Source organism: Paeniroseomonas aquatica (assembly GCF_030409335.1).
GTDB lineage: Bacteria > Pseudomonadota > Alphaproteobacteria > Acetobacterales > Acetobacteraceae > Belnapia > Belnapia aquatica.
Genome location: NZ_JAUFPN010000200.1, coordinates 13,202 through 25,771, shown reverse-complemented (window position 1 = coordinate 25,771; position 12,570 = coordinate 13,202). Strand labels below are relative to the sequence as shown.

The window sequence follows — 12,570 nt, the reverse complement described above, 5'->3', positions numbered from 1 at the left end:
CGGATGCACCAGCGCGTAGCAGCCGCTGGCCGGCCCGATCGGCCCCGCGGTGCCGAGGCGGCAGCGCCCCAGCAGCCCCCACCCGTCCGGCAGGGCCGAGAGCAACATGCCAGGGATACCACTCGGGAATGCGCGCGACGGTTGGACTCCTGCCTGTAGTGCCTGATCCACCGCTTGCCCCCCGCAATCAGCCTTGTAGGAATTAAGTGATCAATCTGCGGATCGGTTGCAGCCGCAGGGCCCGACGCCGGGCAACTGTGACATTCCGGCTGCACCTGCCTTCGTCTTGGGCAGGTCCGGCGCGGGCGACGATGGCACCCGGCGGACCCGCCTCAGCTTGGCACGATCCGGGGGAAGATGTCGCCGTAGGCGGCGCGCAACTCCGCGATCTGCCCGGGCGGCGGCTGGGCATAGGTCCGCCGCCGGCTGGTGAAGCGGCCGCCCATCAGCCGGTTGAGCTTCACCGCCATCTCCCCCGCCTTGAGCAGCGCGACGGAAGCGTTCAGCACCGGCGCGCCGCCGCCGGCATCCTGGATGCCGGCCTCCGCCAGCAGGATCATCGCGACGCCGGCAGCCGGGATCACCACCTCGGCGCCGCGGGCGACGCAGGCCTCGGCGGCCGCCATGAATTGCCCGATGACGCGGTCCCGCGCCGCGCCGCCGGCGAAGGCGGCATCGAGGTCGACCAGCCGGTCCACCTGCATCCGCTCCACCGCCACCACCCGGCCGCCGAGCCCGGCCAGCGTCACGTTCTCGACCACCCTGGACTGGTGCTTGTCGTTGGCGACGACCAGGCCGATGGAGGCGCCCATCTGGCAGGCGGTCAGCAGCGCCGTCTCGCAGAGGCCGAGCACCGGGATCGAGACCATCTCCCGCGCCGGCCGCAGGCCGGGGTCGGCGATGTTGCCCAGCAGCACGGCATCGAAGCCCTCCGCCTCGGCCCGGGCGACATTCTCCAGCACCTCGATGGTCTCGATGAATTCGAGGCTGCGGTACTGGTCGCCGATGCCGCCGCGCCTGGTGATGCCATGGATCTCGATCCTCGTGCCCGGATCGGCCGCGGCGGCCAGCGTCCGCTGCAGCGCCGCCGCATAGGCCGGCCAGGCCTCCGCCCGGGTCATGGACTGGTACCAAATCCGCATCATTGCCTCCCCGCGCCCCGGGCGCAGGCTAGGCACTCACAGGTCGGCGCGCCAGATCCAGGCCGCGACCAGCAGGCTGACGGCGATGCCCAGCAGCATCATGCCATTGCCGGCGACGGCGAGGTCGCGGGTGATCGCGGTCCAGAGCACCATCACGCCGATGCCGACGGCGATGCCGCCGATCAGCGACGCCCGCGACTTCTTGATCCGGCCGCCGTCGAGCGGCGTGAGCGCGGCCACGGCGCTATTCCGCGGCCATGGCGTGCGGCCGCCCGGCGCGCGGGTCGTCCACCGTGTGCCGCACCCGCTTCAGGTCGTGGCGGACGTGGGAGGCGTCGTAGCCGTTCACCAGATGCCCGAGCAGCCCGCGCCGGAGGTCCGAGGTGCCGAAGAACCAGTCGGCGATCGGGTAGGTCAGGTTGAAATTGCGCTCCATCATGATGGCGGTGTTGTGGTGCGCCGCATGATGCCGCCGGATGGTGTTGATGAAGGGCAGGTGCCGCACGATCCGGTCGTCCTTCACGTGGCAGCAGAAGTGGAAGAACTCGTAGTTCAGGTAGAGCGCCGTATTGGTGATCAGCAGCAGCCAGCCGGCATCGGGGAAGCCGAGGCTCCGCATCACCCAGGCCGGCACCAGCGACAGCGCCAGGAAGGTGATCAGCGCATAGGGCGGGAAGAAGACGATGCGGAAGTCCCGGGTGTCGTCCACCGTGTACTCGTGCTCGGTGAAGAACTGGTGATGCGCCAGGGTGTGCCGCTTGTAGATGCCCATGAAGCCACGGAGGGGGCGGTGCATGACGTACTTGTGGATCCACCACTCGAAGACGTTGGCGCCGAGGAAGGCCGCCGGCACCACCAGCCATTCGTACCAGGCCGGCGCCTCGACCTGCCGCGCCGCGTACCAGATGGCGGCGCCGCCGATGGCGTAGATCAGCGCCACATGCACCCAGCCATGGTAGAGCGCGCCGATCTTGGCGCGGAAATCCGCCCGGAAGGCCTGCTGCCGGCGGGAGAGCCGGTCGCGCTTCAGCGCCTCGATCGAGGAGTCCATGGCCATTCTCCGCTGCCCGAGACTGATATATCAGTCGTCGGCAGCGGTGCTGTCAAGGCTCGGGACCGACGGTCGCCCGGGTGAAGCTCTCGATGTAATCGATCAGCCGGTCGGAGGCCGCGGCCGCCTCCTCCGGCGCGCCGTCGGCCGTGGCGCGCGCCAGCGCCGCATGCGCCGCCGCCGCTTCCGGCAGGCCGGCGCTGCGCCGCCAGTGGATGAACCAGAAGCGGCGCGACAGCCCATGCATCAGCGCCATCGCGGCGGCGGCGAATTCGTTGTGCGCGGCCTCCAGCAGCAGCAGGTTCAGCTCGCGGTCGAGCCGCAGGAAGCCGGTCTCGTCGTTGGTCGCCGCCGCCTGCAGCATGGCCTCGGCGATGCCGCGCAACCGCTCCCGTTGCGGCGCATCGGCCCGGCGGGCCGCAGCCCGCGCGGTCAGCCGCTCGATCTCCCGCCGCACCTCCAGCAGGCGGAGCTGCTCGCGGATATCGACGGCGGCGACGACGATGCCGCGCCGCGGCAGGATCCGCACCAGCCGCTCCCGCGCCAGCCGCTGCAACGCCTCCCGCACCGGGGTGCGGCCGAAGCCGGAGCGGGTCGAGAGCTGCGCCTCGCTCACCACCTCGCCCGGCCTGAGCGAGAGGGTGACGATCGCCTCCTCGATGGCGCGGTAGGCTTGTTCGGTCAGCGTTGCGTCGAGGTCGGACTCCGTGGCGCCGCCGCGGCGGCGGAAATTCGGGCCGGCAGCCGTGGCGGCCGGGCGTGGTGCTGTGGGATCAGGCATGGGCGGAGCTTTCGCGGGTCGGGGCGCACAACGCAACCACCGCTGTTGACAGGCGGGAGCGGCGCAGCGACACTGCATGCGAGAGATATATCAAGCGGCACATCAGCGTTGGTATATCGGCCCTGCGGAAAGCCGGGTTTAGGGAGGGTAAGGTTCCAGTCGGGTTGAGCGTGCATCTGCGGCGGAAGCCGTCAGATGTGCGCTCCCTTTGGCTGAATCCGGTCCACCGCCGCCGCAATATCCTCCGTCGTCAGCAGCCAGGCATTGTCGAGTTCGGCGACCACCTCGTGCATGAAATCCTCGGTCAGGGCCAGCGCCCTCTGCGCATCGCCCAGGTGGTCGCATAGCAAGGCGAGTGCCAACTGCCGCGGGCCGTCGCCCTCATAGGTCCATTCGTAGCCCATCGGCGAGAAGGCCTTCACCTCGAAGCGCGGGTCGAGCGGTGCGCCATCCACCGTCACTTCCGCGCCAGCGAGGCCGCGGCCACCTTCGTAGATCTTCATGCGAACACCACCACCGATCGGATGGCCTCGCCGCGCTTCAGCGCCGCGAAGCCTTCGTTGATATCCTCGAGCCCGATCCGCGCCGTCACCAGGCTGTCGAGGTCGAGCCGGCCGTCGAGATAGGCCGCCGCCATCGCCGGGAAATCCTCGGCCGGCCGCGCCCCGCCGTAGCTGCTGCGGAGGATGCGCTTCTCCTGCATCAGCGCGCCCCAGCGGAAGGCCATCTCGTCCTGCACCCCGAGCTTGCCGAGCCAGACCACCTGCCCGCCCGGCCGCACCGCCTCGACGCTGGCGCGGAAGCCGGCCGGCGCCCCCGCCGCCTCGATCACCACATCGGCGCCGCGCCCGGCGGTGAACGACCGCGCCAGCGCTGCCGGGTCCTCGGCCCCGGGGTCGCACAGCACCGCAGCCCCGGCGCGTTCCGCCATCGCCCGCCGCGCCGGATTGGGGTCCACCGCGACGATCCGCCCGGCGCCCGCCAGCTTCGCGCCCTGGATCGCCGCCAGCCCCACCGCCCCGGCGCCGATCACCAGCACCACCGAGCCCCATTCGATGCCGGCGATATGCGTCGCCGCGCCGAAGCCGGTCATGACCGCGCAGCCCAGCAAACAGGCGCGATCCAGCGGCATCGCCTCCGGCACGCGCACCGCCTGCTGCGCCGGCACCACGACATAGTCCGCGAAGCCGCCGAGGTACATCAGCTGGTGCAGCGGCGCGCCATCGTCGCAGGCGAAGCGCGGCCGCCCGTCGAAATGGCCGGCCCTGGGTCCGTTGCCCAGATACTGCTCGCACAGGATGGGCTGCGCCCGGCCGCAGTAGAAGCACTGCCCGCAATGCGGATTCCAGGACAGCACCACCGGATCGCCGGGGGACAGGCCTTGCACCGCCTCGCCCAGCGCGGCGATGGTGCCCGCCACCTCATGCCCCAGCACCGCCGGCAGCCGCAGGCCGAGCTGCCCCTCGATCACCTCGAGGTCGGTGTGGCAGAGCGAGGCGGCGGTCACGCGCACCAGCACGTCGCCCGGCCCCATCGGCCCGACGGCGACCGGCTCGATCGCCATCGGCCGGCCAATCTCGCGCAGCACCGCCGCCCGCGCCCGCTGCACCGCCATGAACGCCCCCCATCCTTCGGGCGGAATCTACGCCGTGGCGGACTGATATGTCACGGCCCGCAGCGCACCAGCCCGTCGACCGCCAGGCAGCCCCAGGGCCCGCAGATCAGCGGATTGACCTCCGCCTCCTGCAAGGCCTCGCCCGCCTCGGCGACCAGCACCGAGAAGGCCGAGACCGCGGCGGCGACCGCGGCGATATCCGCCTTCGGCGCCCCGCGGAAGCCATCCAGCAGTGGGAAGCCCTTCAGGCTGCGCAGCATCTCCTCCGCCCGGGCCGGGCTCACCGGCGCCAGGTCCAGCGCCACGTCGCGCCAGAGCTCCGCCTGCACCCCGCCGGTGCCGACCAGCACCAGCGAGCCGAACTGCCCGTCCCGCCGGGCGCCGAGGATCAGCTCCATCCCTTTCTGCGACATCCGCTGCACCAGCACGCCATCGAGCCGGGCGGCCGGCGCATGCCGCTTCGCGCTGGCCATGATCTCGGCAAAGGCCGCCTCGACCGCCGGCCCGTCGGCGAGGTTCAGCGCGACGCCGCCGACCTCGGTCTTGTGGGCGATATCCGGGCTGTCCAGCTTCAGCACCACCGGGAAGCCAAGCGACGCGGCCTCCGCCGCGGCGGCGATCGCGGTCGAGGCGCGGCGTTCCTCCACGACGGGCACGCCGACCCTGGCAAACAGCGCCTTGGCCTCCGCCTCCATCAGCACCGCGCCGCCGCCGGGCAGCGAGGCGATGGCCGCGCCCAGCCCCGAGGGCGCCGCGACCGGCCCCGGCGCCACCTGGCCGTAATGCTCCAGCCAGAGCCGGATCGCGTTCATCAGCCGGCGCATGGAGCGGAAGACGATCAGCTCCGGCACCGAATCCGCCTTCTCGACGCCGGGACCCTCCAGCCGCTCCGGGATCCAGGCGATGATCAGCGGCTTGCCGAACTTGGCCGCATAGGGCCGCAGCTGCTCCATTCGCAATTGCGTGGAGGCATGGTGCGAATAGACCACGGGGATGACGGCGCAGCCGTATTGCGGGTCCGTCAGCATCGCCTCCATGCAGGCGTCGTAGCTGGCGGGGTTGGAGGCGACCTGCGCGGTCAGGTCGCAGGGGTTGCGCGGCGCGCCGAAGTCCGGGATGGCGGCGCGCAGCACCGCCTCGGTCTGCGGCATCGGCTGCGGCATCGAGAGCCCCTGCGCCTCGGCATGGTCGGCCGCCATGATGCCGGCGCCGCCCGAGGGGGTGATGATGGCGACCCCCGGCGCGGTCGGCCTCGGCGCCTTGGCGAACAGGCCCGCGGTCTCCAGCAGCGCGTCGAAATCCTCGACCTCGACCATGCCGGCCCGCTTGAAGGCGGCGCTCCAGGCCGCGGCGCTGCCCGCGAGAGAGCCTGTGTGGGAGACCGCGGCCGCCGCCCCCGCCTCGCCCCGGCCGAGCTTGAGGACCACGATCGGCTTGCCGGCCTTGCGGGCGGCCTCGCCCAGCAGCGCCAGCCGGCGGCCGTCCCGCAGCCCCTCCACCGCCAGCGCCACCGCCCGGCATTCCGGCATGGTCAGCTGATAGGCGGCGAGGTCGCAGACATCGAGGTCGGTCGCATTGCCCGCCGTGGTCATGTGGCAGACCGAGAAGCCACGCTCGGCCGCCTGCATCAGCGCATAGCCCAGCGCGCCGGACTGGCTGGTGATGGCGACGCCGCCGGGCGGCGCGGTCATGCGCGGATACTCCGGCATGAAGGTGACGCCGGCCTTCAGCACGTGGTCGACGATGCCGAGGCAATTGACGCCGACCAGCGGCAGCCCCGCCGCGCGGCAGGTCTCCCGCAGCACCTCCTCCTCGGCGATGCGGTCCTCGAGCCCGGTCTCGCCATAGCCGGAGGCGAAGGCGATGATCCCGCCCGCGCCCCTGGCGATGCAGGCCTCGACGGCGGCCATGATGCCGGTGCGCGGCAGCGCCAGCAGCACGCAGTCGGGCGCCTCCGGCAGGTCGGCGATGGAGCCGACGCAGGGGTAGCCGTGCAATTCCTGGCCGGCGTATTTCGGGTTCACCGCCCAGACCGGGCCGGTGAAGTTCTTCATGTTGGAGATGCTGCGGGCGCCGAAGCCGATCGGGTCGGCGGAGACGCCGACCACGGCGACGCTGCGGGGCGAGAGCAGCCGGCGCAGCGAGGCCGGGTCGCGGAGCGGTTCGGGCGCGCTCATGCCGTGAGGATCCGCCCGGCCGTGGAATGCTGGTGCTGCAACCGCCCCTCCCCATGACCCGCCTTCGAAGGCGGGCTCGCTTGAACCCGCGGCCAGCCTAGCCATGGAGGCGGTCGGGTCAACCTCCAGCGGGCCGGCCTACTGGGCGGGAATGGTCACCACCGGCGTCGCCTGGCCGCGGCCGCTCTCGGCCAGGACCTGCAGGATATAGGCGAAGGTGAAGGCGGTCTTGGACCGCAGGTCGGCGGAGTCGATCCAGAACCAGCGGTCGCGGTAGGCGACGGCGGCATAGGCATCCGCCGGGGCGCGGGTGCCCTGGCGCACCCGGATCACCCGGTCGCGCGGGTCGCCCTGGTCGGTCGGGCGGGTCTCGCCGCGTTCGACATCCGCCGCCGAGACCTCGATCTGGGTGCCGAATTCGTAGAGCACCTGCAGCATGGACCGGGTCAGCAGCGCCACCTGGTTCTGGCCGCCGCGGCTGCGGCCATAGACCACCTCCAGCTCCCGCGCCGCCGGCCCGGCGCCGAGCAGCCGCCGCGCGTCCCGGATGCGGGAGCGCAGCCCGGGCTGGCTGTCGTCGAGCAACAGGAAGACCTTGGTCAAGGGGCCCTGCCGCTCGAAGCGCAGGCCGAGCGCCCCGCCGTGCTGGATCTCGACCAGCGCCCGCATCAGCTCCTGGAAGCCGCCCGAGGCCTGCTGCGAACCGCCGCTGCGGGTCACCTCGTTGGCCAGGCCGTTCACCGAGTGCACGCCGATGCGGAACAGCAGGTCGATCGGCGCGCCGCTCTGCGCCAGCGACAGCAGTTCGGCCGGGGCCAGGGGCCGCAGGTAGGACTGGGCGAATTGCTCGCCGGTGACCGGGGTGAAGGTGAAGGTCGGCCGGTCGGTGTATTGCACCGAGCCGGCGGCGGAGAAGAAATTGCCCGGCGCCGCGTTGGGATAGGCATTGAGCCCGAGCTGCCCCGTGCTCTGCACCGTATAGCCCGAGATCATCTGGGTGATCGACACGAAGGCGGGCACGTCGGCATAGCGCAGCCGCACCATGTTCAGCAGCATCTGCCGCTTCAGCCCTTCCCCCATGGCGCTGGCATAGCCGAGCTGGTCGACATGCAGCCGCTGCGGGCCGACGCCGAGGGAGCACCCTGCGAGCAGCAGGGCGACGGCGGGAAGGAGGATTCTGGGAAGGATCATGCCGGTTGCCGCAACGCAGCAACCGGCGCGGGGATCATTCTACAAGGGCTTCAGCGGCACCGGCACGCCGGGCGGCAGCGGCACCTGGGCGACGTTCAGCGTCATCGCCACCGCCACGTAGTAGCCGCTGACCGCGATGACATCGACCACGCCCTGCTCGCCGAAGCGGTCGCGCAGCGCCACATAGGTGGCATCCGAGACGAATTTGGTCGCATGCAGCTCGGTGCAGAATTCCCAGATGACGGTCTGGTCGGCATCCATGCCCTCGGGCCGGCGGCCCTCGGCCACCGCCTGGGCGACGGCATCCGGCAGCCCCGCCTTCATCGCCAGCAGGTGGTGGGCATACCATTCGTACTGCGCCGACCAGGCGCGGGCGGTGATCAGGATCGCCAGCTCGTTCAGCGCCGCCGGGATGGAGCTGCCGAAGCGGAGGTACTCGCCCACCTTCTGGAAGCGGTCCGCCACCTCCGGGCTGCGCAGCATGGCCGGGAAGGGGCCCCGCAGCCCGCCGCGCGGGCCGCCGGCGATCCCGGCCGCGACCTCCTTCTGGCGCGGCGTCATCTCAGCCTCGGCGATCGGCGGCAGGCGGCCGGAGCGGCCGTCATCGGCCGGCAGTGTCGTATCGGATGGCATCCTGGAGGTCCCCTTGCTCAGTTCGCGGGCAGGATCATCGCCCCGCCGCGCCAGGGCGGCAACTTTCGCTATCCCGCGGCCGGAGGGCTGGCTAGCCTTGCCGGGCAGGGACTGGCTGCCGGGAGAAAACCTTGGCCTACGCGTTGCAGCAGCTGATCAACGGGATCAGCCTGGGAATGATCTACGGCCTGATCGCGGTGGGCTACACCATGGTCTATGGCATCATCGGCATGATCAATTTCGCCCATGGCGACGTGTTCATGATAGGCGCCTTCATATCGCTGATTGCGGTGCTGCTGCTCTCGATGGGCGGCATCATGGGCGGGCCGGCCGGGATCCTGCTGGTGCTGCTGATCTCCATCGTCATCACCGGCATCTACGGCTGGGCGATCGAGCGCATCGCCTACCGGCCGCTGCGCGGCAGCTTCCGGCTGGCGCCGCTGATCTCGGCCATCGGGCTTTCCATCGTGCTGCAGAATTTCGTCCAGGTGAGCCAGGGCGCGCGGGTGAAGCCGATGGAGACGCTGGTCGCCGGCGGCATCGAGGTGATGCGCCAGGACGGCTTCGTGGTGCAGCTCGCCTACACGCAAATGCTGATCATCGGCGTCACGCTGGCGGTGCTCGCGGTCTTCACCGTGCTGGTGACGCGGACGCCGCTCGGCCGCGCCATGCGGGCCTGCGAGCAGGACCGCAAGATGGCCGGGCTGCTCGGCATCGACACCGACCGCACCATCAGCCTGACCTTCGTCATCGGCGCGGCGCTCGCCTCGGTCGCGGGGACCATGTACCTGCTGCGCTACGGCGTCATCGATTTCTACATCGGCTTCCTCGCGGGGGTGAAGGCCTTCACCGCCGCCGTTCTGGGCGGCATCGGCTCGCTGCCGGGGGCGGTGCTGGGCGGGCTGCTGATCGGGCTGATCGAGACCTTCTGGAGCGCCTATTTCAGCGTGCAGTACAAGGATGTCGCCGCCTTCTCGATCCTGGTGCTGACGCTGATCTTCCTGCCCACCGGCCTGCTCGGCCGGCAGGAGGTCGAGAAGGTATGAGCGCGTCCGATCGTGGAGGGCCGCAGGCCCGCGACGTGAATCGGCCGCGGCCTTCCTCTCGTCTCCAGCTCGCGCTGAAGGATGCGCTGGTCGCCACCGCCGTCGCGGCGGCGCTCTTCGTGCCGCTGGTGGCGCTGCGTACCGACATCGGCGCCGGCGGCGGGCTGGCGCTGCGCTTCCGCTGGAAGGAAGCGGCCATCCTCTGCGGCCTGGTCTTCCTCGGCCGGCTGGCGCTGGTGCTCTGGACCGGCCGCCGCGGATTGCGTCCCAGCACCGCACCGGGGCCCTGGACCGACCGCCTGCAGCAGGCCGGCCGGCTGGCCGCGCCCGCCTTCCTCGCGGTGGCGCTGGTGCTGCCGGCGATCCCCGGCATCGACCGCTACGAGCTCGACCTCGGCATCCTGGTGCTGACCTATGTGATGCTCGGCTGGGGGCTGAACATCGTGGTCGGCCTCGCCGGGCTGCTCGACCTCGGCTACGTCGCCTTCTATGCGGTCGGCGCCTATTCCTATGCGCTGCTGGCGCAGTATTTCGGCCTGTCCTTCTGGATCTGCCTGCCGCTGGCCGGCATCTTCGCCGCCTTCTGGGGCATCCTGCTCGGCTTCCCGGTGCTGCGGCTGCGCGGCGACTACCTCGCCATCGTGACCTTGGCCTTCGGCGAGATCATCCGCGTCGTGCTCATCAACTGGGCCAGCTTCACCGGCGGGCCGAACGGCATCACCGGCATCCCGCGCCCGAGCTTCTTCGGCCTGCCGTTTTCCATGGCGGGCGGGGAGGGGACCTTCGCGGGCTTCTTCGGGCTGGAGCCCTCGGTCAGCCACCGCGTCATCTTCCTCTACTACCTCATCCTCGGCCTGGCGCTGCTGACCAACTGGGTGACGATCCGGCTGCGCCGGCAGCCGCTGGGCCGGGCCTGGGAGGCGCTGCGGGAGGATGAGATCGCCTGCCGGGCGCTCGGCATCAACGTCACCACCACCAAGCTTTCGGCCTTCGCGCTGGGGGCCATGTTCGGCGGCTTCGCCGGCGCCTTCTTCGCCACCCGCCAGGCCTTCATCAGCCCGGAGAGCTTCACCTTCATCGAGAGCGCCATCATCCTCGCCATCGTCGTGCTCGGCGGCCTCGGCAGCCAGATCGGCGTCGCCGTCGCGGCGCTGGTGCTGATCGGCGGCTTCGAGGTGTTCCGCGGATTGGAGGAATGGCGGATGCTGGTCTTCGGCGGCGCCATGGTGGTCATCATGGTGCTGCGGCCGCGCGGGCTGGTCGGGACGCGGACACCCTCCATCGCGCTGGGGAAGAAGCGAACCATCAGCGGCGACCTCGTGGGGGAGGGCCGCTGATGAGCGATCGCGGCCGCATCCTCCACCCGCCGCGGCGGGTCATGCCCATCCTGGAAGTCGCCGGGCTGACCATGCGCTTCGGCGGGCTGACCGCGGTCTCGGCGGTGGGCTTCGCCGCCGGCCGCGGCGAGATCACCGCGCTGATCGGCCCGAACGGCGCCGGCAAGACCACGCTGTTCAACTGCATCACCGGCTTCTACCGGCCGAGCGAGGGCGTCATCCGCCTGCACAAGCCGGATACCGAGCCGGTCGAGCTGCAGCGCCTCGCCGGGCACCGGATCGCCCGCGCCGGCGTGGCCCGCACCTTCCAGAACATCCGCCTGTTCGCCGGCATGACCGCGCTCGAGAACCTGCTGATCGCCCAGCACGTCACGCTGATGGCGGCGACCGGCTGGGGCATCGGCGCGGTGCTCGGCCTGTCGCGCTACCCCGCGGCGGAACGCGCGGCGGTGGAACGCGCCAAGCGCTGGCTGATGGCAACCAACCTGATGGACCGCGCCGACGACCCGGCCGGCGCGCTGCCCTATGGCGCGCAGCGGCGGCTCGAGATCGCCCGCGCCATGTGCACCGAGCCGGCCCTGCTGTGCCTCGACGAGCCGGCGGCGGGGCTGAACCCGCGCGAATCGGACGAGCTGGCGAGGCTGCTGCTCGATATCCGGGCGCAGGGCACCTCCATACTGCTGATCGAGCACGACATGGGCGTGGTGATGCGGATCAGCGATAGGGTGGTGGTGCTCGACCATGGCGTGCTGATCGCCGACGGGGTGCCGGCGGCGGTGCGGGCGGACAAGAAGGTGATCGCCGCCTATCTCGGCGAGGACGAGGATTCGGTGCCGGCATGACCCCGCTGCTCGAAGTCGATCGCGTCTCGGCCGGCTACGGCGCGGTGCAGGCGCTGGCCGAGGTCTCGCTGCATGTCATGCCGGGGGAGATCGTCACGCTGATCGGCGCCAATGGTGCCGGCAAGTCGACCCTGCTGATGACCATCTGCGGCGATCCGAAGCCGCGCATGGGGCGCATCCTGCTGGGCGGCGAGGACATCACCGGGGAGGCGACGCACCTGACCATGCGGCGCGGCCTGGCCCAGTCCCCCGAGGGGCGGCGGATCTTCCCGCGCATGAGTGTCTACGAGAACCTGCTGATGGGGGCCGAGGCGCTGGTCAAGGGCGACCCGAAGCCGCAGCTCGAGCAGGTCTTCACCCTGTTCCCCCGGCTGAAAGAACGCCTCGCCCAGCGCGGCGGCACGCTCTCGGGCGGGGAGCAGCAGATGCTGGCGATCGGCCGGGCGCTGATGTCGAAGCCGAAGCTGCTGCTGCTCGACGAGCCTTCGCTCGGCCTGGCGCCGCTGGTGGTGCGGCAGATCTTCGGCGCCATCCGTGCGCTCAACGCCGAGACCGGGCTGACGGTGCTGCTGGTGGAGCAGAACGCCAACCAGGCGCTGCGGCTGGCGCACCGCGGCTACGTGCTGGTCAACGGCCGCATCACCATGGAGGGCGAGGGCCTCGCCCTGCTGGCCCGGCCTGAGATCCGCGACGCCTATCTCGGTGGCGGGCATGGGTGAGGCTGGTCTAGGATCGTAACCAACCCGCCCCTCGGG

13 protein-coding genes are annotated in these 12,570 nt (G+C 71.0%); 4 read left to right on the top strand and 9 right to left on the bottom strand.

Annotation, left to right across the window (positions count from 1 at the left end; translation table 11 throughout):
- Positions 1–332: 332 nt before the first annotated feature.
- From QWZ14_RS26705 to QWZ14_RS26665, 9 genes are all read right to left on the bottom strand, one after another.
- Positions 333–1,142, bottom strand: coding sequence for an aspartate/glutamate racemase family protein (locus QWZ14_RS26705; RefSeq protein ID WP_290320076.1), 810 nt, complete (start codon positions 1,140–1,142; stop codon positions 333–335).
- 36 nt (positions 1,143–1,178) lie between these two features.
- Positions 1,179–1,382, bottom strand: coding sequence for a hypothetical protein (locus tag QWZ14_RS26700; protein WP_290320075.1), 204 nt, complete (start codon positions 1,380–1,382; stop codon positions 1,179–1,181).
- A 4-nt stretch (positions 1,383–1,386) separates the two neighbouring features.
- On the bottom strand, positions 1,387–2,193 hold the full coding sequence (locus tag QWZ14_RS26695; protein WP_290320074.1) for a sterol desaturase family protein: 807 nt from the start codon (positions 2,191–2,193) through the stop codon (positions 1,387–1,389).
- A gap of 52 nt (positions 2,194–2,245) precedes the next feature.
- Positions 2,246–2,974, bottom strand: a complete 729-nt coding sequence (locus QWZ14_RS26690; RefSeq protein ID WP_290320073.1) for a GntR family transcriptional regulator — start codon at positions 2,972–2,974, stop codon at positions 2,246–2,248.
- 191 nt (positions 2,975–3,165) lie between these two features.
- Positions 3,166–3,477: a DUF6166 domain-containing protein gene (locus QWZ14_RS26685; RefSeq protein ID WP_290320072.1), complete on the bottom strand. Its 312-nt coding sequence runs from the start codon at positions 3,475–3,477 to the stop codon at positions 3,166–3,168.
- Positions 3,474–4,589, bottom strand: a complete 1,116-nt coding sequence (locus tag QWZ14_RS26680; RefSeq protein ID WP_290320071.1) for a Zn-dependent alcohol dehydrogenase — start codon at positions 4,587–4,589, stop codon at positions 3,474–3,476. The genes QWZ14_RS26685 and QWZ14_RS26680 overlap by 4 nt, the downstream gene beginning before the upstream one ends.
- Before the next feature lie 50 nt (positions 4,590–4,639).
- Positions 4,640–6,766, bottom strand: coding sequence for an acetate--CoA ligase family protein (locus QWZ14_RS26675; RefSeq protein ID WP_290320070.1), 2,127 nt, complete (start codon positions 6,764–6,766; stop codon positions 4,640–4,642).
- A gap of 138 nt (positions 6,767–6,904) precedes the next feature.
- A complete protein-coding gene (locus QWZ14_RS26670; protein ID WP_290320069.1) occupies positions 6,905–7,957 on the bottom strand; it encodes a hypothetical protein in 1,053 nt (350 codons plus the stop codon).
- A gap of 39 nt (positions 7,958–7,996) precedes the next feature.
- Positions 7,997–8,590, bottom strand: coding sequence for a carboxymuconolactone decarboxylase family protein (locus tag QWZ14_RS26665; RefSeq protein ID WP_290320068.1), 594 nt, complete (start codon positions 8,588–8,590; stop codon positions 7,997–7,999).
- Between the two features lie 131 nt (positions 8,591–8,721).
- Between QWZ14_RS26665 and QWZ14_RS26660 the strand changes: the two genes are divergently transcribed.
- Genes QWZ14_RS26660 through QWZ14_RS26645 form a run of 4 tightly spaced genes read left to right on the top strand, consistent with a single transcriptional unit; the run spans position 8,722 to position 12,534 of the window.
- The gene (locus QWZ14_RS26660; protein WP_290320067.1) at positions 8,722–9,636 is read left to right on the top strand and encodes an ABC transporter permease subunit; all 915 of its coding nucleotides are present in this window, start codon (positions 8,722–8,724) and stop codon (positions 9,634–9,636) included.
- A complete protein-coding gene (gene livM / locus QWZ14_RS26655) occupies positions 9,633–10,973 on the top strand; it encodes a high-affinity branched-chain amino acid ABC transporter permease LivM (protein ID WP_290320066.1) in 1,341 nt (446 codons plus the stop codon). The genes QWZ14_RS26660 and livM overlap by 4 nt, the downstream gene beginning before the upstream one ends.
- Positions 10,973–11,815, top strand: a complete 843-nt coding sequence (locus QWZ14_RS26650; protein WP_290320065.1) for an ABC transporter ATP-binding protein — start codon at positions 10,973–10,975, stop codon at positions 11,813–11,815. Before livM ends, QWZ14_RS26650 begins: the two co-directional genes overlap by 1 nt.
- The gene (locus QWZ14_RS26645; protein ID WP_456307270.1) at positions 11,812–12,534 is read left to right on the top strand and encodes an ABC transporter ATP-binding protein; all 723 of its coding nucleotides are present in this window, start codon (positions 11,812–11,814) and stop codon (positions 12,532–12,534) included. The genes QWZ14_RS26650 and QWZ14_RS26645 overlap by 4 nt, the downstream gene beginning before the upstream one ends.
- Positions 12,535–12,570: the final 36 nt, after the last annotated feature.

What these genes read in the sequence shown, in the direction of transcription:
- QWZ14_RS26705 (WP_290320076.1), bottom strand. Translation starts at nt 1,142, where the DNA reads ATGCGGATTTGGTACCAGTCCATGACCCGGGCGGAGGCCTGGCCGGCC.
- QWZ14_RS26695 (WP_290320074.1), bottom strand. Translation starts at nt 2,193, where the DNA reads ATGGACTCCTCGATCGAGGCGCTGAAGCGCGACCGGCTCTCCCGCCGG.
- QWZ14_RS26690 (WP_290320073.1), bottom strand. Translation starts at nt 2,974, where the DNA reads ATGCCTGATCCCACAGCACCACGCCCGGCCGCCACGGCTGCCGGCCCG.
- QWZ14_RS26685 (WP_290320072.1), bottom strand. Translation starts at nt 3,477, where the DNA reads ATGAAGATCTACGAAGGTGGCCGCGGCCTCGCTGGCGCGGAAGTGACG.
- QWZ14_RS26680 (WP_290320071.1), bottom strand. Translation starts at nt 4,589, where the DNA reads ATGGCGGTGCAGCGGGCGCGGGCGGCGGTGCTGCGCGAGATTGGCCGG.
- QWZ14_RS26675 (WP_290320070.1), bottom strand. Translation starts at nt 6,766, where the DNA reads ATGAGCGCGCCCGAACCGCTCCGCGACCCGGCCTCGCTGCGCCGGCTG.
- QWZ14_RS26670 (WP_290320069.1), bottom strand. Translation starts at nt 7,957, where the DNA reads ATGATCCTTCCCAGAATCCTCCTTCCCGCCGTCGCCCTGCTGCTCGCA.
- QWZ14_RS26665 (WP_290320068.1), bottom strand. Translation starts at nt 8,590, where the DNA reads ATGCCATCCGATACGACACTGCCGGCCGATGACGGCCGCTCCGGCCGC.
- livM (WP_290320066.1), top strand. Translation starts at nt 9,633, where the DNA reads ATGAGCGCGTCCGATCGTGGAGGGCCGCAGGCCCGCGACGTGAATCGG.
- QWZ14_RS26650 (WP_290320065.1), top strand. Translation starts at nt 10,973, where the DNA reads ATGAGCGATCGCGGCCGCATCCTCCACCCGCCGCGGCGGGTCATGCCC.
- QWZ14_RS26645 (WP_456307270.1), top strand. Translation starts at nt 11,812, where the DNA reads ATGACCCCGCTGCTCGAAGTCGATCGCGTCTCGGCCGGCTACGGCGCG.